Raw genomic sequence first — 20,232 nt, 5'->3', positions numbered from 1 at the left:
AGCAGTGAGCGCCGACACCGCCATCCACCTCGCTCAACAGGCGCTCGACGTCACCGTGCGCCTGTCGCTGCCCCTGCTCGGTGTGGCGCTCGTGGTCGGTCTCGTCGTCGGCGTGTTCCAGGCGGCGACCCAGATTCAGGAGATGACCCTGGTGATGGTGCCGAAGCTGGCCGCAATCGCGGTCGTTGTGGTCGTCGCCGGACCGTGGATGCTGGACCAGATCGTCGGCTACACCGCCGAGCTGTACAGCGAGATTCCAAACCTCGTGAGGTAACGCGAGCGGTGGCCGAGCTGGTGAGCCAATTTGGCGCCGCGCAGACCACTGGCTTCGTGCTCGCGCTGGCGCGTGTCGGTCCGCTGTTTCTGTTCGCGCCGGTCTTCTCGTCGCGCGCCGTGCCGCTGCGTGCGCGGCTGGTGGTGGCAAGCGCCCTCGCCCTGGCGCTTTCACAGCTCGCCTTGCGGGGCGGAAGGCCACCGGGCGACGCCGTCGCGCTGGCCGCCCTTGCTGCCAAGGAGCTGTTGGTGGGGCTCGCCTTTGCGTTCGCGGTCGGTGTGCTGTTCGCCGCGATCCAGACCGCCGGGGCTTTCCTCGACGCCTTCACCGGCTTCTCCTACGGGGCGATCGTCGATCCCCTCACCGGCAACCAGAACGCCGTGCTCGCGCAGCTCTACGCGTTGCTGGCAGCAGCGATCTTCCTGGCGATCGGCGGTGACGCTTGGCTGGTCGGGGGTCTCGCTCGCACCTACACGACGCTGCCCCTCACAGCAACCCCCGCGATCGGCGGTATCGCCGAGGCTGCGCAGACCGCCTTCAGCGGTGTTTTCGCAGCGGCGCTGGAGGTGGCCGCGCCGGTGGTGATCGCCCTTTTCGTGACCGATGCGGCCTTCGCTCTGATCGCTCGCGTCGCGCCGCAGTTGAACATCCTGCAGCTCGGCTTCGCCCTGAAGATCCTGGTTGGCTTGGTGGTGATCGGGGCTTCGCTGCCGTTCCTTGCGCCGTGGCTCGGCGATCGGCTGGCCGCAAGCTTGCTCGACGGCATCAGGGGTCTGGTTCCGAACGGCTGATGGCTGGGTCAGCAGAACGCACCGAAGCACCGACGCCGCGCCGGCGCGAGGAGGCGCGCAAGCGTGGCCAGGTCGCGCGCAGTGCCGACGTCGCGGGGGTGGTAACGTTCGGCGCCGGTCTCGCCGCGGTTGCGTTCGGGGGCGGGGCGCTGGTGGACCGCGTAGCTGGGCTGATGCGCAGCTCCTTCGCGAGCGCCGTCGCCGGGGCCACGCTCAACCGCGATCAGACGTTGTCGGCGCTTGCCGACGGGCTCGCTCAGGTCGCACTGGCAAGCGCCCCGATCGCCCTCGTGTGCGTTGCGGCGGGGGGCGCTGCGGCGGTTGCGCAGGTCGGTTTCAAGCCCAGCGCCCAAGCCGTGAAGCCACAGTGGCGGCGGGTCGATCCGCTCCAGGGCTTGCGTCGGATCTTCGGGCCACAGGGCTTGTTCGAGGCGCTTAAGGCAGCACTGAAAGTGGCGTTGGTCGGCGCGATCGTCGCGCTGGCGGTGGTTCCAAGCCTCCCGGAACTGGTCGGCTCGCTCGGGATGCCGCCGCTTGCACTTGCCGAGCGGCTCGTCGCAGAGTCCATCGCGATCGGTACGCGCGGGGTCGTCGCTTACGCGGTGATCGCCGCGATCGACTACGCCTGGCAACGCCGTCAGCATGAGCGCAGCCTGCGCATGACCCGACGCGAGGTGCAGGACGAGATGCGCCACTACGGACTCGCGCCGGAGATCAAACAGGCGCTGCGCCGGCGCCAAATGCAGAACGCACGGCGACGGATGATGGCGGCCGTGCCGGGAGCCGACGTCGTCGTGACCAACCCCACCCACGTAGCGGTCGCTTTGCGCTACGACGGCTCCAAGCCGGCGCCGGAGGTCGTGGCCAAGGGGCGGGGCACGATCGCCCAGCGCATCCGGGCGATCGCCGCCGAGCACGGCGTGCCGATCGTCAGCGATCCGCCGTTGGCGAGGGCGCTCGAGCGCGAGGTACCGCTCGGTCAGGAGATACCGGTGCACCTCTACCAGGCGGTAGCGGAGCTACTCGCCTACGTGTACCGACTCGCCGCTGACCGCCGGAGGGCGCTCGCGTGAGTGGCCGGCGCAACAGCGGCGGCTCGCCTGCCCAGGGTCAGCAGGCGCTCGCCCGGCTCGCCCGCAACACCGACCTGGCGGCGGCGGCGGTGGTCGCGGTGGTGGTCGTGATGATGGTGGTGCCGCTGCCACCGGCGCTCCTCGACTTCCTGATCACGCTCAACATCAGCGCGGGCCTGGCGATCCTGGTGACGACCTTGTACCTGCGGCGTCCGCTCGAGTTCGCGGCGTTCCCCTCACTTTTGCTTTTGACGACTCTCTTCCGACTGGCGATCAACGTCTCGGTGACGCGGCAGATCCTGTTGCACGCCGACGCCGGTCACGTCGTGCGCTCGTTCGGCGAGTTCGTGGTCGGCGGCAACGTCGTCGTCGGCCTGGTCGTCTTTCTGATCCTTGTCGTGATCCAGTTCGTCGTGGTAACGAACGGCGCGGGCCGGGTGGCGGAGGTCGCCGCGCGTTTCACGCTCGATGCGATGCCGGGCAAGCAGATGGCGATCGACGCCGACCTCAACGCCGGCCTGATCACCGACGAGGAGGCGAAGGCGCGGCGTGCGGAGATCGCCCGCGAGGCCGACTTCTACGGGGCCATGGACGGCGCCTCGAAGTTCGTCAAAGGTGACGCGATCGCGGCGGTGCTGATCGTGCTGATCAACCTGGTCGGCGGCATGGTCGTCGGCGTCGTCCAGCACGGCCTGCCGTTCGCCGAGGCCGCGCAGCGCTTCTCGCTTTTGACCGTCGGTGACGGTTTGGCGGCGCAGATCCCGGCCCTTTTGATCTCCGTCGCGACCGGTGTGATCGTCACGCGCGCGGCCTCCGACCGCGACCTTGGTCGCGACGTCATCACCCAGATCGCCCGGCAGCGTCGAGCGCCGCTGGTGGCCGGCGGTCTGGTGGCAGCGATGGCGCTCGTACCGGGTCTCCCGAAGCTGCCGTTCTTGGTGATCGGCGGCCTACTGCTCGCTGCAGGTCGTGCGCTCGCGCAGCGGCCCACCGAGCCCGCTGGCGAGGATCGGCAAGCGTCGGCGGCGCCGCAGCAAAGCGAGCAGCCGAGCCCGCGCGATGCCGCCCTGCAGGCGCTCGAGCTCGATCCCTTGGAGCTGGCGGTCGGCTTCGCCCTGGTACCGCTTGTCGACAGCCGCTCTGGCGGCACGCTGCTCGCCCGCATCGGCGTGATCCGCCGCCAGATGGCGGCGGAGCTGGGAATCGTGATTCCGCCGGTCCGCGTGCGCGACGATGCGACGCTCGACTCCCACGAGTACGTGATCCGGGTGCGCGGTTCAGAGGTCGCGCGCGGCCGCCTGATGCCCGGCCATCAGTTGGCGATCGACACTGGTGAGGTCGCCGGCGAGGTAGCTGGCGTGGAGACCCGCGAACCGGCGTTCGGCCTGCCCGCGCGATGGATCGAAGAGTCGGCGCGCCCGCACGCCGAGGCGCTCGGCTACACGGTGGTCGACGCGGAGTCGGTGCTAGCGACGCATCTCACGGAGGTCGTGCGCAGGCACGCGGCCGACCTCTTGACGCGCCAAGACGTACGCCTGCTGCTAAACCAGCTAAAGGAGCGCAACGCCGCCGTCGTCGAAGAGGTCGTGCCGGACGTGCTCACCGTCGGCGAGGTGCAGCGGGTGCTGCAAGGCCTGCTGCGCGAGGGCGTGTCGATCCGCGACCTCGGCACGATCCTCGAGGCGATCGGTGACCGCGCGCGCATCAACCGGGATCCCGCGCAACTGATCGAGTACGCGCGCCAGGCACTGGGCCGCACGATCGTCGAGCCGTACCTCGACGGCGACGTGCTGCGCGCGGCGACGCTCGACCCGGCGCTTGAGCAGGAGCTCGCCGAGGCGGTCGTGCAGACGGCCGACGGCGAGCTGCTCGCGCTGCCGCCCGAACGCACACGGGCCCTCGCCGAGCGCCTGCGCGAGCTGGTCGGCGAGCGCAGCGAGCCGCGCGTGCTGCTCTGCTCGTCACGCGTGCGTCGCCACGTTCGCCGACTCGCCGAGGCGGTCGCACCACAACTTGCGGTGTGTGCATTCACGGAGCTGCCGCCGAGCGTGCGCGTGGAGAACGTCGCAGTTATCGGATTGCCGCAATCGGCCGATGGGATGGAAACGGGAGTGGAGACCACGGGAGCGATCGGTGCTCGTTAACGGACTCGTTTCACGCAACGGCCACGGAAGTGGCAAAAACGGCGCTGTCGCGAGCGATGCCCGCTCTGCTCAGCCGGCGCCGCACGCCGCGGGCAAACCCGCCGGCGACAAAGTTGAGCGGCTGCCGGGCCGCAGCGGCAGCGTGATCTATCGTGCGCGCACGCTGGCCGAGATCCTGCCGTTGGTGCGGGCGGAACTGGGGCCGGACGCCATCATCGTGCGCCAGCGCGAGGGGCTCACAGGGGGCTTCGCCGGCTTCTTCCAGCGGCGCTGCGTGGAGGTGGAGGCACGGCCCGCGCACGCCAGTTTCGACGCCTACGACGAGGCGGAGCCGGTACTGCCCCCGCCGCGCGAACCAATCGACGCGACGGGCGTCGACGCGGCCGATGCGGGCGTCGACGAGACGAGCGAGAGAACGCCGCGCGTGCGGGATTTCCGCGAGCTTTTGGCGCGTGCCACCAACCGCGCCCGGCAGGACCGGGAAGCCACCGCGGCGGATATTGGCGCGCCCTCCGCAGCGGCCGGTCTCGACGCGCCCGCCGACGGGGAGGGTGTGAGCGCGACGGCCGCCGAGCCCGCTGCCGATGCGGCCTCCTCCGTCGAGGAGGGCCGCGACGCAGCGCCCTTCGCGGCGTCGACCGCGCGGCCCCTGCGCTCGTTGCGCGCGAACCTCGAGGCGAGCGGCTTGAGCGGCGAGTTCGCCGGCGACCTGGTGCAGGAGGTCTCCGATCACCTGCTGCCGTTCGCGTCGAGCAGGGCGCTGCGGCGACTGGCCCGCCAGGCGCTCGCGCGGCGCTTGCCACCAGCGCCGCTTCTGCAATCGGCGAGACCGCTGTTCGCCGTGCTCGGCCCGCCCGGCAGCGGACGCACGGCAGTGACCTTGGCGCTTGCCCGTAGCTACGCCAGGGAGCGGCCGGCGGTGGCCTTCCTCGCCGACCGGGGGCAGGCGGTGGCCCTGCTGGCCGAGCGAGCGGCCGGCCGGGAGGTGACCGACGCGGGCAGCGAAGCAGCGGCGCTCCGGCCACTCGCCGCGCTCGAGGAGGAGCTTCCGAAGTGGCGCGGCGAGGCGGTCGTAGCGGTCGAGTTGCCAGCGCTCGCAGGGGGGACCGACGGCGCCGAACGAGCCCTCGCGGACGTCGACCGGCTGCAGCCGGACCTGCTGCTCCTGGCCCTGCCGGCAACGCTCGCTCGCCGCACCGCCGAGCGGCTGCTCGCGCCCTTCGTCGGGCGCCAGCAGGTCGCCGCGGCGATCACCCAGCTCGACCTCGAACCGGCACCGGCCGCGCTCCTCGAGGCGCTGATCCGGGTGCGCCTGCCGGTCGCCTTCGTCGCCGCTCCCGGTCTCGGAAACTGCGGCGTTGCCCCGGCCGATCCCAGCGACCTGGCGGCACGTCTCGTGAGGTGATCGATGCCCGCTCCGAGCGTGGTACCGCGGCGACTGCAGCGCGTGACGCTGGCGGTGCGCGACCACGAGCTCCCGGCGCTCGTCGAAGGCGAGCGCGAGCCCGGCTTGTGGACTCTCGTGCTGTTGGTGCCGGCGTCCGGACTCGCCGGGACGCCGTTTCCGGCTTGCCTGAAGTTCGCAGGCGAGCGCGGTCTGCACGAGCTGCACGGGACGCTCGCGGCGAACGACGGCCAGGGACGCGTTTTGTTCGCTGTGCGTGCCGGCAAGGTCGAGCAGCGGCGGGAGCTGGTGCGTGTCGACGTGATGCTGCCGGTCGTGCTGCGCTGGCAGACGACGGTCGGGGTCCGGACGCTGCGCACCACGACGCTCGACCTCAGCGGCGGCGGCGCGCTGGTGGTTGGCCCCGCTGGTATGAAGCCCGGCCAACCGCTCACCGTCTGCCTTGCCCTGGGTGACGGCGGTCCCGATCTGCTGCTGAGGGCGGAGGTGGTGCGGGTAGTCGAGCGCACGCGCCTGGCGCTGCGCTTCACCGACATCTCGGATCGCCAGCGTGAGCGGATCATCCGCTTCACCCTGCGCTACCAGCGCGAGCAGATCCGCCGGCGTCGGGAGGTCATCAGCGGTGGCTGAGACCCCCGCTGGTGAGCGCATTTGCGTAGCCGCTCATCCACGGGCGCGCCGACAGATCGTGGAGTGGCGGTCGCGTGCGGCGCTGCTCGCGTTCCTGCTCGCGGCTGGTCTCTCGCTGCGGGCCGGCACGCCGCTCGCGGTTGCGTGCGCACGGGCGCTCGTCGCCGGGGTCGTCACCTATCTCGCGGTGTGGGCCGCTGCGGTCCAGATCTGGCGTGCGTTGATCGTTGCGGAGATCCGTCGCGCCGCCAGCGAGTCTGCGCAACCGCCGCGAGAAGCCGATGTCGTAACTAGATGAGCACGTCCGACGGCATCGGTCCGATACCTCCGCCGGGTCCACGCCCCGGAGTCGAACCGCTGACGCGGGTCGCGCGGTCCCGGCGCACGGAGCGTGAGGAGCGTCCGGGCGAGCGCGGTCGCCAGCGCGAGCGGTCGCGCGGAAGAAAAAGTCCGCCGCCCAGGCCCGGGCCCGACGACGACCCGCCGGCAACGATCGACGTGCGCGCATGAGCGCTGCGCAGGGGGTCACGGTTGTCGCCTACCTCGGGGACGAGCCGGCTGCTGCGCGCGCCTTCTGCGAGTCGCTAGCCGCGCTGTCGGCGCAGCCGCGCCACGAGGTCGTCTTGATCGCCGATTCGGCGCCACGCCTCGAGCCGTTACTGGCGGCGCTCGACGGCGATGTCACGGTCCTGCGCACGGGCCGCCACCTCGGTGCGGCCGCGGCGCTCGCGAGTGCCGGTGAGCGCGCACGTGGCCGAAAGGTCGTCCTCGTCGCTCGACCGATCGTGTTCGGTCCCAGCTGGCTCGCAGCGCTGCTCGCGCCGCTCGACGAGGACACGGTGCTCGCGGCCGTGCCCCCGGGTGCGCGCTCGACGCTCGCGGACTCACCGGCAGTGGCCCTCGATGCGGCCACCTACGCGGCCCTAGCGAGCGCCTTCGAGGTCGACGACGACCTGGTGATCGCCGAGCTCTTGTTGCGGGTCGCGGCGAAGGGGCGGGTGGCGGTCGCCGACGCGCGCGCGGCGAGCTTCCCGGCACCGCGCTCACTGCTGCGGGCGGCGGTGGGTGGCGAGCCCGAGCTGAGTGTGGTGATCCCAACGCTCGATGCAGCCAGCGAGCGTGCCCAGCGCTGCCTGCGCGCCGTGCAGCGCACGCTCGAGCAGCCGCACGAGATCGTGGTGGTCGACAACGGCGCGCCCGCGCAGGGCTTCAGCGCGCCGGTAAACGCTGGGCTGCGCGCCGCGCGCGGCCAGTACGTGGTCATGATCAACGACGATGTCGAGCCCTTGCCAGGTTGGTGGCCACCGCTGCGCGAGGCGCTGGACAACGGCGCGACGGTGGTTTTTCCGGACACCGTTGGCGGCTTCCGCCGCGCTGACTTCGCAGCCTGGTGTTTCGCGCTCAAGCGAGCGACCGTGGAGGAGCTCGCGGTCGCCCCGGGCGAGTTCTTCGATCCCGAACTTCGGGTTTGGTACCAAGACACTGACCTGCTGTTGCGGCTTGCGGCGTGCGGGCGCCCGCCCCGCTTGGTGCCGGCTGCGCGCGTGCGTCACGGCCTTTCGGAGACGGTCGAGAGCGACGATCCTGAGCTGTCGGCTTGGGTGCGCGCGCGCCGTGAGCTCGATCGCGCGCACTTCGAGCGCAAGCACCCGGGCGTCGTGCTGCGTCCGTTCACGATCGCCCGCAACCACGGCGACGGCTAGCGCGCACAACCGCCGGCGCCGCCCCTCAAGTTGCCGAGGGGGCCGGCGATTACCGGGCCGAAGCGGGCGACAGGGAGTCGCCCAGGGACGAACCAAGGAGGCATGGATGTCCCTTCGGATCCAGAACAACGTCGAGGCGTTTACCGCCCAGCGTTACCTCCAGAACACGAGCTGGAAGCTCTCGAAGTCGATGGAGCGGCTGTCTTCGGGCTTCCGCATCAACCGCGCCGCCGACGACGCGGCGGGCCTCGCGATCAGCGAGAAGATGCGCGGCCAGATCGGCGGCCTCGGACAGGCGCAGCGCAACGTCCAGGACGCCGTCTCGATGGTGCAGACGGCCGAAGGCTCGCTCTCCCAGGTGCACTCGATGCTCCAGCGGGTCCGTGAGCTGGCGGTCCAGTACCAGAACGGAACGCTGTCGGCCACCAACCGGGCGGCGATCCAGTCCGAGGTCAACCAGCTCGCGTCGGAGATCGAGCGCATCGGCCAGAGCTCCGAGTTCAACGGCATCAAGCTGCTGAGCACCGCGAGCACGGTCACCTTCCAGGTCGGCCCGAACGACGGCCAGACGATCTCGGTGGCGACCGTCAGCCTTGGCAGCATCGTCACCGCCAGCGTCTTCGTGCTGGGCGAAACCAACGACCTGGCGCAGATCGACGCGGCGATCGACGCCGTCAGCTCCGAGCGAGCCAAGTTCGGGGCGGTTCAGAACCGGCTCGAGTACACGCTCAACGACCTCTCGACGTACCAGGAGAACCTGGTCTCCGCCGAGAGCCGGATCCGCGACGTCGATATGGCTCAGGAGGCCGTCACCCTGGCCAAGTACCAGGTGCTCCAGCAGTCCGGTGTCGCGATGCTGGCGCAGGCCAATCAGGCGGGGCAAGCAGTCCTGGCGCTCCTGCGCTAGGCAGGGCCACTCCCGGGGCCAACTTCCGGGAGCACATAGCAGTCCTCGGACGAGGGCACTCCTCAAGGGCGGAGGAACGGCGGGCGGCCTTCGGGCCGCCCGCCGGCGTTTCGCAAGCCATCGCGTTTATCGGCCGCGGGAGGTCGCGACAACAGCTCTCCACAGCACTCTGCAGGCCGCCTTGCAGCTCAAGGTCGCCGGGGCTCGGCCGAGCAACGGGGCGTGGGGATCGAAGCCACACTGGCCCGCATCGCGGCGATCGAGGCCAGGATCGACGCCCTTACGAACGCCCGGCCGACGGCCGCCGCCGCTACTTCCTTCGCTGCGCTGCTACGGGGGAACCTCGAGGCACCGGGGGCGACCGCCACTGCTGCGGCGTCCGGGTCCGTCGGCCTACGGGCGCCAGTGTCGGCGAGCGCGGTGGGCGGGCGCATGCTGGCGCTGGCGCGCGCCGAGCTCGGGGTGCGCGAAGCACCGCCGGGCTCCAACGACGGCCCCCGTATCGCCCTCTACCGAAGCGCCGTCCCGGGCGGTCCGGTTGGTCCCTGGTGCGCCTACTTCGTGTCGTGGCTCGCAAGGCAGGCCGGAGCTCCGCTCGGCGACCGTGGTCAAGGCTTCGCCAGCGTCGACGCGCTGTGGTCGTGGGCGCGCGCCGCCGGGCGCACCTACGGGCCCGAGGAGGTCCCGCGTCCGGGTGATCTGGTGGTGTGGGACGAGCACATCGGCATCGTCGAACGCGTGTTGCCGGACGGGCGCATCCAAACGATCGAGGGCAACACCTCCGACAGCGTCGCCCGCCGCGTGCACGACGCCGCCGGTGTGATCGGTTACGTGCGCATGTAAGCGCTCCCGTATCCTTGCCGCGACACGCAGGCGACCTCCGCACAAGCGGCGCGCGGCCCTGCCCGGACCGACCGGGTCCCGTGTGCCGGTGCGGAGCCCAAACGACACCTTCAAAAAAGGGAGCTGGAAGTGCGAGAGATCGGCATCAAGGAGCTGCTCGAAGCCGGGGTCCACTTCGGTCACCAGACGCGCCGGTGGAACCCGAAGATGCGCCGCTTCATCCACGGCGAGCGCAACGGCATTCACATCATCGATCTAACCCAGACGGAGCCGCTGCTCAAGCGTGCTTGCGAGTTCGCCCGCGACGTCGCTGCGCGCGGCGGAACGATCCTCTTCGTGGGCACCAAAAAGCAGGCCCGTGAGGCCATCGAGGAAGCAGCTAAGCGCTGCGGGATGCCGTACGTCAACAACCGCTGGCTGGGTGGCCTGTTGACCAACTGGGCGACGATCTCCAAGCGCATCGATCGCCTTCACGAGCTCGAGCAGTGGACGGAGAACGGCACCATCGAACTGCTGCCGACGCGCGAGCGTATCCACGCTCAGCACGAGCTCGCGAAGCTGCGCACCAACCTCGGCGGCGTACGCAACATGCAGCGACTGCCTGACGCGGTGTTCATCGTCGACCTCAAGACCGAGGAAATCGCCGTCCGCGAGGCGCGCCGCCTGGGCATACCGATCATCGGGCTGGTCGATACCAATGCCGACCCCGACCCCGTGGACTACGTAATTCCTGGTAACGACGATTCGATCCGCTCTTGCAAACTGATCGTCGACGCCATCGCCGACGCCATCGCCGAGGGCCGCGAGCAGTTCGCGGTGCTTGAGGCGGAGCGCGCGCAGCGCGAGGCGGAGGAGCGGGAGCGCGAGGAGCGGGAGCGCCGCGAGCGCGAGGAGCGGGAGCGAGAAGAGCGCGAACGGCGAGCGCGCGAAGAAGCGCTGGCTGCCGGTTTCTCGCCTGATGCACCGGCGGATGCGGAACCCGCTGAGGTGGCTATGCGCGAGCTGCGCACCTTTGAGCCTGACGAGGAGGTCTGAGAGACGTGAGCGTTACCGCCCGCGACGTAAAGGAGCTGCGCGACCGTACGGGCGCAGGAATGATGGATTGCAAGGCCGCGCTCGAGGAGGCTGGCGGCGATCTCGAGAAGGCGATCGAGATCCTGAGGGTGCGCGGTCAGGCGAAGGCCGCCAAGCGAGCCGAGCGCGAAGCGGCCGAGGGGTACATCGGCAGTTACGTGCACGCCGACGGGAAGATCGGGGTGCTGGTCGAGGTCGACTGCGAGACCGACTTCGTCGCGCGCAGCAATGAGCTGCGCGAGTTCGCCCAGGAAGTCGCGTTGCACATCGCTTGGGCGGCCCCCCGGTACGTGTCGGAGGACGAGGTTCCCGAGAGCGAGCGGGAGGCTGAGCTGCGCGTGCTGCGCGAGCAAGCCGCCCAGGATGGAAAGCCGCCGGAGGTGCAGGAGCGGATCGCCCAAGGGCGGCTCGCCAAGTGGCTCGACGAGGTCGTGCTGCTGCGCCAGGAGCATGCCAACCGCGAAAAGCACGGCGGCAAGACGATCGAGGAGATGCGGGCCGAGCTGTCCGCCAAGACCGGCGAGAACATCGTCATTCGGCGCTTCGCACGGCTCGCGGTGGGCGAGTAGGAGCTGGTGGTGACTGGCGGCGAGGGCGCGCGCACGCAACAGAGCTCGCCGGGCACGGCCGACGGCGCCCCGCGCTTCCGCCGCATCCTTCTCAAGTTGTCCGGTGAGGCGCTGATGGGCAGCGAGCCCTACGGCGTCGATCCGGCCCGGGTGGAGTCGATCGCGCGCGCCGTCAAGGGCGTCGCGGACCGCGGCGTGCAGGTGGCAGTGGTCGTTGGCGGCGGCAACATCTACCGCGGCCTGGCCGGCGCGGCGCGTGGCATGGATCGCGCTACCGGCGACTACATGGGGATGCTCGCGACGGTCCTCAACGCGCTCGCTTTGCAGGACGCCTTGGAGAAGATCGGCGCGGACACGCGCGTGCAGTCGGCGATCACGATCTCCGAGGTCGCCGAGCCCTACATCCGTAGGCGCGCGATCAGACATCTCGAGAAGGGCCGGATCGTGATCTTCGCGGCGGGCACCGGCAACCCGTTCTTCACCACCGACACCGCCGCGGCCTTGCGTGCCCTGGAGATTCACGCCGACGCCCTCTTGATGGCCAAGAACGCGGTCGAGGGCGTCTACACGGCCGACCCGCGGAGCGACCCGAGCGCCAAGCTGCTGACGCACATCACGCATCAAGAAGCGCTCGAGCGACGCCTCGCGGTGATGGACGCGACCGCCCTCTCGCTGTGCCGCGAGGAAGGGGTTCCGATCTACGTGTTCAACATGGACGACGAGCGCAACATCGACCGCATCGTCTCGGGCGAGCGCGTCGGGACGCTGGTTTCCTCATGAGCGAAGAACTGGTCAAAGACTTTCTGAAGGACGCCGAGCGGCGAATGGCCAAATCGGTGGAGGCAACGCGCCAGGAGCTCCACACCGTCCGTACCGGCCGCGCCTCGCCGCATCTGCTCGACCGCATCGAGGTCGACTACTACGGGGCGCGCACGCCGCTGCGGCAGATCGCGCAGGTTGCGGCGCCGGAGGCACGCCTGTTGGTGGTTACGCCCTACGACAAAAGCTCAATCGGAGCGATCGAGAAGGCGTTGCTCGAGTCCGATCTCGGTCTCACTCCCAGCAACGATGGCACCGTGATTCGTCTGAAGATCCCCGAACTCACGGAGGAGCGACGGCGCGAGCTGGTGCGCGTCGTTCACAACATCGCTGAGCAGGGGCGAGTGGCGGTGCGCAACGTACGGCGCGAGGTGATGCACGAGCTGCGTGAGCTCAAGCGCGAGGGCGAGCTCGGGGAAGACGAGGAGCGTCGCGCCGAAACCGAACTGCAGCGGCTCACCGATCGCTTCGTCGGCGAGATCGATCAGCTGCTCGCCGGCAAGGAACGCGAGATCCTCGAGGTGTGAGCGAGCGCGACCCGTCGCGTCCGCGCTACGTCGCGATCATCACCGACGGCAACGCCCGCTGGGCGCAGCGGCGCGGTCTGCCGACGCTGGCGGGGCACGAGGCGGGGGCCGACAACGTCAAGGCGCGTTTGCGCGACGCCGTCGAGTTGGGCATCGAAGAGCTCACGATCTACTCCTTCTCGACTGAGAACTGGCAACGCCCGCGCGACGAGGTCGAGGGTCTGATGCGGATGTTCCGCGAGCGCATCGATCGCGAGACGCCGGAACTGCACGAGGAGGGCGTGCGGATGCGGTTCATCGGCCGGCGCGAGGGTCTTGCCGAGGACCTCGTGGAACGCATGCGTTGGGCCGAGGAGCTGACTGCCGCTAACCAGCGGATCACGCTTTTCGTGGCCTTCAACTACGGCGGTCGCGCGGAGATCGTGGACGCCGCTGCGCGTTACCACGGCGGGGGCGAGGAGGCCTTCCGACGCTTGCTGTACGCCCCCGATATGCATGATCCTGACCTCTTGATCCGCACCAGCGGCGAGCGTCGGATCTCGAACTATCTGCTCTGGCAGATCGCCTACTCAGAGCTCGTCTTCCGCGACGAGCTGTGGCCCGACTTCGATCGCCAAGCGTTCGAGCAGTGCCTCGCCGAGTTCTCGGCCCGGCAACGGCGCTTCGGAGCGCGTCTCTAGGAGTCGCGTTAGCCGATGGCCCGGGTCCGGAGCGGAGAGGCGGCACGGCCGAGCGCGCGCCGTCCGGCGCGTCGGGGGGAGCTCGGGGCGCGCGTGCTGGTCGCCGTTCCCGCGCTCGCCTACGCGGTCGCGATCATCGTGACGGGCGGCTGGGTGTTCGCCCTCGGCATACTCGTTCTCGGCTGGGCGGCGTTGGCGGAGATCGGGACGGCGATGGCCCGTGCGCGACCGCCGATGGGCGCGGCCGTGCTTGCCACGAGCGCTGCGGTATTCGGCGCGTTGGCCTTCGGCCCTTCGGCGATCGCGCCCGCCGTCGCCCTGTCGCTGCCGCTCGCCTTCGGCCTGTACCTGTTCCGCCGCGACCGTCGTCGCGCCGCGTGGGGGACCGCCGTGGTGGCGTTCGCCACCCTCTGGGTCGGCGTCCCGTTGGCGCACGCCGTGCTTTTGCGGGAGCTCGACCACGGCGCGGGCCTCGTCGTCGACGTGCTGGTCGGGACGTTCGTCGGCGATAGCGCCGCTTACCTCGGTGGCCGGGCGCTCGGCACGACACCGCTCGCTGCACGGATATCGCCGAACAAGACGGTCGAGGGACTGCTGTGTGGGATCGTCGGCGGCACCGTCGCGGTCTGGGTAGCCGGTCTTTACCAAGATTGGCTGGCCGGCACCGACGCGCTGCTGCTGGGGCTGGCGGTAGCGGTGGCCGCGCCTATTGGCGACCTCTTCGAGTCGCTCGTAAAGCGCGACCTCGGGGTCAAGGACCTGGGACGCTTGTTCGGCGCTCACGGCGGAGTGCTCGATCGGCTCGACGCGGCCCTGTTCGCGATCGTCGTCGGCTATTACGTCGCGCGTGGCTTCGGCTTCGCCTGAGCAGCCACTTGCGCGCGCCGGTGCGAGCGGCGACCTCGTTCAGCTTGCGAGGCTCCTGGAGCGCCTCGACGGTTCCTCCTACGGCTCTTACCGCCGCCTGCGCGGCAACTGGTCGTTCGACGGTGGTGTGCTCGCGATCGATCGTGTCCAGCCGGACCCCTTCGCTCCGCCGTCGCGCGCTCGCCTTGTGCTCGATGCTCGGTGGACCGGCTTGCCGCGCGAGTTCACGTGCACCGCCGACCGGCGCCGAGCGCTTGCGGACTTGATCGCTCGCCAGGGCCGCAGCCGCGCGCCGCGCGAGGTGCGGATCGACGCAGGGGGGCAACGGATCATCGAGCGCTCATCCTGCGAGGTCGCTGACGACGGTGCCGTGACGCTGCGCTTCGGTCTCGAGCTGCCGGGCCGCGGTCGACGGATCGACGGGCGCAACGCCGAGCGCTTGATCTGCCGCGACCTGCCTGCCCTCGCGCGCGCGCTCCGTTACGGGGAGCTCGGGCGTGAGCGGATAGCGCTGCATGCGGCCACGGTCGAGGATGCCCAGGCGCTACGCGCGATGCTCCCCGCGCACCGCTGGATCGCCTTCCTCGCCGACGACTCGCTGCTACCCCGGCGCAGCGGCGTCGACGAGCGTCCCGCCCGGGCGGCGGTGCCGCTGCGCGCGCCCGCTTCGCTGGCGAGCGTGGTCGAGTTGCCGAACCGCGGCCGGGTGCGTGGTCTCGCGCTGCGCGAGGGGACGACGCTGCTCGTGGGCGGCGGGTACCACGGCAAATCGACGCTGCTGCGCGCACTCGCCGACGGCGTGTACGACCACCTGCCGGGGGATGGCCGCGAGCTTTGCGTTACGCGCTCCGACGCTGTTCACGTACGGGCCGAGGACGGACGCGCCGTCACTCGCGTCGACATCGGTGCGTTCATCGGCGAGTTGCCGACGGGCACGACCGGCCGCGACTTTTCGACCCAGGCGGCGTCTGGATCGACCTCGCAGGCAGCATCGATCTGCGAGGCGCTGGAGGCCGGTTCGCGACTGCTTTTGATCGATGAGGACACCTCGGCGACGAACCTGCTGATCCGTGACGCGCGCATGCAAGCGCTGGTCCCAAAGCGCGACGAGCCGATCACGCCGCTGATCGATCTGCTGACGCCGCTCGAACGGGAACACGGCGTTTCGATCGTCTTGGTCAGCGGTGGCGTCGGCGATTACCTGGGCGTCGCCAACACCGTCGTCCTAATGAGACGTTTCGTACCCGAGGAGGTGACCGAGCAGGCCCACCGGATCGCCGCGTCGCTGCCGGCGCGCCGAAGCGAAGCCGAGCGCTTCGGCGCGATCCGCGAGCGGCTCCCGCAGCTCGCCATCGCGCGTAGGCGGGGCGCCGAGTTTCCGCGGCTGCGTGCGCCCTCGGTGCGCGAGCTGCGGCTCGGCGACGAGCTTGTCGACCTCTCCGCGGTCGAGCAACTCGCCGAGCGTTCCCAGACGCTCGCGATCGGCGTCGCTATCGCCCAGCTCGAGCGCAGCGGTGCGCTCGACGGCTCGACGTCACTGCGCTTGCTGCTCGACCGCTGCGAGCAGGCGTTCGAGGATCGCGCCCTGCATCGCTGGGCCGAGCGCCTGGGCGTCGACCTCGCGCGACCGCGCCGCTACGAGCTGGCGGCGGCGCTCAACCGCATTCGCTCGCTGCGCGTGGTCGGCTTCAGCTAGTGCCGGGCGGGCGGCGGGCCGTACCACCCTAGACTGGCGGCGGTGCGCAGCCTGGTGATCGTGGGGGCAACGGGTTCGATCGGCCGTCAGGCGGTCGAGGTGGTACGCAGCAGCCCGGAGCTGCGGGTCGTGGGCCTCGCCGCTGGACGCGACTGGCGCACGCTCCTCCGTTTGGCGGAGGAGCTTGAGGTCGAGCACATCGCGCTCGCCGACCCCGAGGCCGCATCACAAGCCGCCGAGCACTTCTCCGGACGCGTGGAGGCGGGCAGCGAAGGCACCATCGCTCTGATTTGCGACACCGCTTGCGAGTTGGTGTTGAACGCCGCCGTCGGTGCCGCCGGCCTCACCGCGACCGTCGCCACGCTCGGCGAGGGCATCGATCTGGCGCTCGCTAACAAGGAGAGCCTGGTGGTTGCAGGCGAGCTCGTTACCGCGCTTGCGGAGGCCACGGGAGCCCGAATCATCCCCGTCGATTCCGAGCACTCGGCGCTCTTTCAGCTGGTCCGCAACGAGCCGCCGGGGACCATCGAGCGGCTCGTCTTGACGGCCTCCGGCGGTCCCTTTCGCGGCCGCCGCCGCGAGGAGATCGAGCACGCGAGCGTCGACCAGGCACTCGCCCACCCGACTTGGCGGATGGGCGGCAAGATCACGGTCGACTCCGCGACGTTGATGAACAAGGGGCTCGAGCTGATCGAAGCCCACCACCTGTTCGCGGTACCTTACGAGCGCCTGGATGTGGTGATCCACCCGCAGTCGATCGTGCACGCCTTGGTGGAGCTCAACGATCGGGCGCTGCTCGCCCATCTCGGACTTCCCGACATGCGGGTGCCGATCTCCTACGCCTTGCACTACCCCGAGCGGGCGGATGTCGACGTGCCCCGACTGGATCTAGCTCGTGTCGGCACCTTGACCTTCGAGCCGCCCGATCTCGCGACTTTCCCCTGCCTGCGCCTGGCGCGCGAGGCCGGTATAGCGGGCGGCAGCGCACCCTGCGTTTTGAACGCGGCCAACGAGGTCGCCGTCAACGCCTTTCTGGCCGGGCAACTTCCGTTCGGGCGAATCGCGGAGGTCGTTGAACGGACCCTGGAGCGTTGCCCGCGCCAGCCGCTGCGTCACTTCATGGACGTCGCTGCGGCCGATGCCGAGGCGCGTCGTGTCGCACAGGAGTTGGTGACGGCGGTGCGCGCATGAGCTGGCTGCTCGCCTTCGCCGGCTTCGCGGCGCTGATCGTGATCCACGAGCTCGGTCACTTCGCCGCCGCCAAAGCCACCGGCATGCGCGTCGAGCGCTTCTCGCTGTTCTTCCCCCCGACGATCGCCCGGGTGCGGCGGGGTGAGACCGAGTACGCGCTCGGCCTCCTGCCGCTCGGGGGCTACGTGAAGATCACCGGTATGAACCCCGAGGAGGAACTTCCTCCCGAGGTTCGCGCGCGCGCGTACTTCGCGCAACCGGTCTGGAAGCGGGTGGTGGTGATCCTCGCCGGCCCGGCGATGAACCTCTTGCTCGCCTTTCTGCTGATGTTCATTTTCTTCTGGCAGATCGGTCCGCGGGAGCCCTCGCGTGTGATCGCGGCGGTCGAAAGCGGCTTCCCGGCCGCGGGCGTGTTGCGACCGGGCGACGAGATCGTCGCGGTCGACGGGCGCCGCGGCGACGCGCTGGTGCTCGCCCGGACCTTGCAGCGACACCGCTGCGCGGGTCCCCCGCGCGCCGGCTGCGCCGCCGCCGAGCCGGCGCGGCTAACCGTGCGCCGGGACGGTCGGACCTTCACAATCGCCGTCCGTCCCGTCTACGATCCGCAAACTCGGCGCATGCGCGTCGGTTTTCGTTTCGGCGCCGACGGGCCGCGCGATCCGCTGCCGTTCGCTACGAGCGTGAGCGTCGCGGCGCGCAACTTCTGGTTCGTGGCGCGCGAGACGGCGGCGCTGCCGCTGCGGCTGTTCGATGCCGAGCGGCGGCGCGAGATCAGCAGCGTTGTCGGCGGCTACGAGGTAACTCGCCGCACGATCGTCGCTGACGCCGCCGACGCCCTGCCGATCATCGCGATCATCTCGCTTTCGCTAGCGATCGTGAACCTCTTCCCGTTCCTGCCTTTGGACGGCGGCCACGTGTTCTGGGCACTGGTCGAAAAGGTCCGGCGCCGCCCAGTTCCGGTCGCGGTGATGGAGCGCGCAGGGGCGATCGGCTTCGCGCTGGTGCTGATGCTGTTCTTGATCGGTCTTACGAACGACATCGATCGGCTCGCGGGCGAAGGCTTCCAGGTGCGCTGACACCCTGTCGAGGCTGCGTTAAAGTCGGGCCCAGCGAGGGAGCGAGGACTCAGGAGGGGAAGATGGCCACTACGGCGCAGGTCGAGCGCCGTACCGAGCGCCCACCGGCGCTCGACGCAAGGACGGCGTGCGAGGCTTTTCAGATCACCGCGCGGGCCATGGGCGACGCGCCGGCGTTGCGCACCCGCGGCGACCAAGTCGTCTACACCTGGCGCGAATACGACCGCCGGGTGCGCGAGATCGCCGCAGGCTTGGCCGGGCTCGGGCTCGAGCGCGGGCGCACGATTGCGCTCATGATGTCCAACCGCCCGGAGTTCCACTTGATCGACGCGGCGGCCATGCATCTCGGCGCGACGCCGCACTCGATCTACAACACCTGCTCACCGGAGCAGATCGCATACCAGGTGCGCGACGCCGACTCGCACGTGATCGCGTGTGAGCGTGCATTCGAGCCGCGAATCCGTGAGGCGCTGCGCGAGCTGCCAATGGTCGAGCACGTGATCGTCGTCGACGAACCGACCCCCGAGGGGTGTCTGTCGCTGGAAGAGGTAGCGGCGAGGGCACCGTCCGGCTTCGACTTCGAGGCGACTTGGCGTTCGGTCGGCGAAGACGACGTGCTGACTTTGATCTACACGTCTGGTACCACCGGACCGCCGAAAGGGGTCGAGCTAACGCACGGCAACCTCTGCGCTGGTGCCCGCTCCTACGACGCTGTCCTCAAGTTCCCGCTCGGCGGTCGCGTCGTTTCCTACCTACCGATGGCACACATCGCCGAGCGCGCGGTTAGCCACTACCTGCCGATGCTTTGCGGCTTCAGCGCGACCTCGTGTCCGGATCCGCGCGAGGTGGTTGCGTACTTGCCGGAGGTGCGCCCGTCCTGGTTCTTCGCGCCGCCGCGCGTGTGGGAGAAGTTGCGGGCGGGGCTGCAGGCGATGGTCGCGAACCTGCCCGAGGATCGCCGCCACCCGCTCGAGCGCGCACTCGAAGTCGGTCTGCGCCGCACCCGTGCCGAGCAGGCCGCCTTCCGCGGCGAGGGCCCCGGTCCGGACGAGCGCTTGCTGGCCGAGTGGCGCGAGGTCGACGAGCAAGTGCTGGCAGGTGCACGGGCGATGCTCGGGATGAACGAGCTCGTGATGTGCAACGTCGGAGCGGCCCCGTGCCCGCCGGAGGTGATCGAGTTCTTCCACGCGCTCGGCATTCCGTTGGCCGAGCTGTGGGGCATGTCGGAGACGGCGGGTGCCGGCACCTGCAACCCACCGGAGCGCATCAAGATCGGCACGGTCGGCCCGCCGCTGCCCGGCGCGGAGATCAAACTCGCCAGCGACGGCGAGATCCTGATCCGTGCGCCGTTCGTGATGCGCGGCTACCGCAACAAGCCGGACAAGACTCGCGAGGCGTTCACCGACGACGGCTTCTTGCGTACCGGCGACGTGGGTGAGTTCGACGACGACGGCTACCTGCGGATCGTCGACCGCAAGAAGGAGCTGATCATTAACGCCGCCGGCAAAAACATGTCGCCGGCGAACATCGAGGCGCGACTTAAGACCGCGGGACCGCTGATCGGTCAGGCGGCCGTGATCGGCGACCGTCGCCCTTACAACGTCGCGCTCTTAACGCTCGACCTCGACGGGTTGCAGGCGTTCGCGCACGAGCATCAGCTCGATGTGAGCGACCCAGCACAGTTGGCACGGCACCCGCTCGTCATCCAACAAGTGCGACGCGAGGTGGCGCTCGCCAACGAGCGGCTGGCGCGGGTCGAGCAGATCAAGCGCTTCGCGCTGCTAGCCGAGCAGTGGGAACCGGGCGGCGACGAGCTGACCCCGACGATGAAGCTCAAGCGCAAGCCGATCGAGCAGAAGTACGCCAAGATCATCGAGGAACTTTACAGCGGCGGCGGCGAGGAGCCGGCGCCGGTCTCCGAATCGGCCGAGTCGGTGAGCCGCTAGTAGGCGGTCGCTAGTAA

General features: G+C 69.9%; 20 protein-coding genes. All 20 read left to right on the top strand.

What is annotated here, in order from left to right:
* Positions 1-4 precede the first annotated feature (4 nt).
* The 20 genes from fliQ (at position 5) to BLW41_RS08260 (ending at position 20,215) form a co-directional block, all read left to right on the top strand.
* Positions 5-274, top strand: coding sequence for a flagellar biosynthesis protein FliQ (gene fliQ, locus BLW41_RS08355; protein WP_093118116.1), 270 nt, complete (start codon positions 5-7; stop codon positions 272-274).
* A gap of 8 nt (positions 275-282) precedes the next feature.
* Complete coding sequence (locus BLW41_RS08350; RefSeq protein WP_177169427.1) at positions 283-1,065, top strand: flagellar biosynthetic protein FliR; 783 nt, start codon at positions 283-285, stop codon at positions 1,063-1,065.
* A complete protein-coding gene (flhB, locus tag BLW41_RS08345) occupies positions 1,065-2,138 on the top strand; it encodes a flagellar biosynthesis protein FlhB (protein WP_093118111.1) in 1,074 nt (357 codons plus the stop codon). Before BLW41_RS08350 ends, flhB begins: the two co-directional genes overlap by 1 nt.
* A complete protein-coding gene (gene flhA / locus BLW41_RS08340) occupies positions 2,135-4,282 on the top strand; it encodes a flagellar biosynthesis protein FlhA (RefSeq protein WP_093118109.1) in 2,148 nt (715 codons plus the stop codon). Before flhB ends, flhA begins: the two co-directional genes overlap by 4 nt.
* A 142-nt stretch (positions 4,283-4,424) precedes the next feature.
* Complete coding sequence (locus BLW41_RS08335; protein WP_143038666.1) at positions 4,425-5,687, top strand: hypothetical protein; 1,263 nt, start codon at positions 4,425-4,427, stop codon at positions 5,685-5,687.
* Positions 5,688-5,690: 3 nt separating this feature from the next.
* Entirely contained in the window at positions 5,691-6,317 is a 627-nt protein-coding gene (locus tag BLW41_RS08330; protein WP_093118105.1) for a flagellar brake protein, read from the top strand.
* Positions 6,310-6,615 carry a hypothetical protein gene (locus BLW41_RS08325; RefSeq protein WP_143038665.1) on the top strand — a complete coding sequence of 102 codons (306 nt, stop codon included), beginning with the start codon at positions 6,310-6,312 and terminating at the stop codon, positions 6,613-6,615. The genes BLW41_RS08330 and BLW41_RS08325 overlap by 8 nt, the downstream gene beginning before the upstream one ends.
* Before the next feature lie 208 nt (positions 6,616-6,823).
* A complete protein-coding gene (locus BLW41_RS08320) occupies positions 6,824-8,020 on the top strand; it encodes a glycosyltransferase family 2 protein (protein ID WP_093118102.1) in 1,197 nt (398 codons plus the stop codon).
* 106 nt (positions 8,021-8,126) lie between these two features.
* On the top strand, positions 8,127-8,927 hold the full coding sequence (locus BLW41_RS08315; RefSeq protein ID WP_093118100.1) for a flagellin N-terminal helical domain-containing protein: 801 nt from the start codon (positions 8,127-8,129) through the stop codon (positions 8,925-8,927).
* Positions 8,928-9,149: 222 nt separating this feature from the next.
* Positions 9,150-9,770, top strand: coding sequence for a CHAP domain-containing protein (locus tag BLW41_RS08310; protein ID WP_093118098.1), 621 nt, complete (start codon positions 9,150-9,152; stop codon positions 9,768-9,770).
* Positions 9,771-9,899: 129 nt separating this feature from the next.
* Positions 9,900-10,805, top strand: a complete 906-nt coding sequence (gene rpsB / locus BLW41_RS08305) for a 30S ribosomal protein S2 (protein WP_093118096.1) — start codon at positions 9,900-9,902, stop codon at positions 10,803-10,805.
* A 5-nt stretch (positions 10,806-10,810) separates the two neighbouring features.
* Positions 10,811-11,413, top strand: a complete 603-nt coding sequence (gene tsf / locus BLW41_RS08300) for a translation elongation factor Ts (RefSeq protein WP_093118094.1) — start codon at positions 10,811-10,813, stop codon at positions 11,411-11,413.
* 84 nt (positions 11,414-11,497) lie between these two features.
* Positions 11,498-12,193, top strand: coding sequence for a UMP kinase (pyrH, locus tag BLW41_RS08295; protein ID WP_425442076.1), 696 nt, complete (start codon positions 11,498-11,500; stop codon positions 12,191-12,193).
* Positions 12,190-12,759 (top strand): ribosome recycling factor, encoded by a 570-nt coding sequence (gene frr, locus BLW41_RS08290; protein ID WP_177169426.1) that lies wholly within the window; start codon positions 12,190-12,192, stop codon positions 12,757-12,759. Before pyrH ends, frr begins: the two co-directional genes overlap by 4 nt.
* The gene (gene uppS, locus BLW41_RS08285; RefSeq protein WP_093118092.1) at positions 12,756-13,439 is read left to right on the top strand and encodes a polyprenyl diphosphate synthase; all 684 of its coding nucleotides are present in this window, start codon (positions 12,756-12,758) and stop codon (positions 13,437-13,439) included. The genes frr and uppS overlap by 4 nt, the downstream gene beginning before the upstream one ends.
* A 15-nt stretch (positions 13,440-13,454) precedes the next feature.
* Complete coding sequence (locus tag BLW41_RS08280; protein WP_093118090.1) at positions 13,455-14,306, top strand: phosphatidate cytidylyltransferase; 852 nt, start codon at positions 13,455-13,457, stop codon at positions 14,304-14,306.
* Positions 14,287-16,002 carry an ABC-ATPase domain-containing protein gene (locus tag BLW41_RS08275; RefSeq protein ID WP_093118088.1) on the top strand — a complete coding sequence of 572 codons (1,716 nt, stop codon included), beginning with the start codon at positions 14,287-14,289 and terminating at the stop codon, positions 16,000-16,002. The genes BLW41_RS08280 and BLW41_RS08275 overlap by 20 nt, the downstream gene beginning before the upstream one ends.
* A gap of 42 nt (positions 16,003-16,044) precedes the next feature.
* Positions 16,045-17,193 (top strand): 1-deoxy-D-xylulose-5-phosphate reductoisomerase, encoded by a 1,149-nt coding sequence (gene dxr / locus BLW41_RS08270; RefSeq protein ID WP_093118086.1) that lies wholly within the window; start codon positions 16,045-16,047, stop codon positions 17,191-17,193.
* Entirely contained in the window at positions 17,190-18,269 is a 1,080-nt protein-coding gene (locus BLW41_RS08265; protein WP_093118084.1) for a M50 family metallopeptidase, read from the top strand. The genes dxr and BLW41_RS08265 overlap by 4 nt, the downstream gene beginning before the upstream one ends.
* Positions 18,270-18,331: 62 nt before the next feature.
* Positions 18,332-20,215, top strand: coding sequence for an AMP-dependent synthetase/ligase (locus BLW41_RS08260; RefSeq protein WP_093118082.1), 1,884 nt, complete (start codon positions 18,332-18,334; stop codon positions 20,213-20,215).
* Positions 20,216-20,232 lie beyond the last annotated feature (17 nt).

This window comes from Thermoleophilum album, from assembly GCF_900108055.1.
GTDB lineage: Bacteria > Actinomycetota > Thermoleophilia > Solirubrobacterales > Thermoleophilaceae > Thermoleophilum > Thermoleophilum album.
Note: the sequence above shows the minus strand (reverse complement) of the source record. Positions and strands in the feature narration are given on the sequence as shown.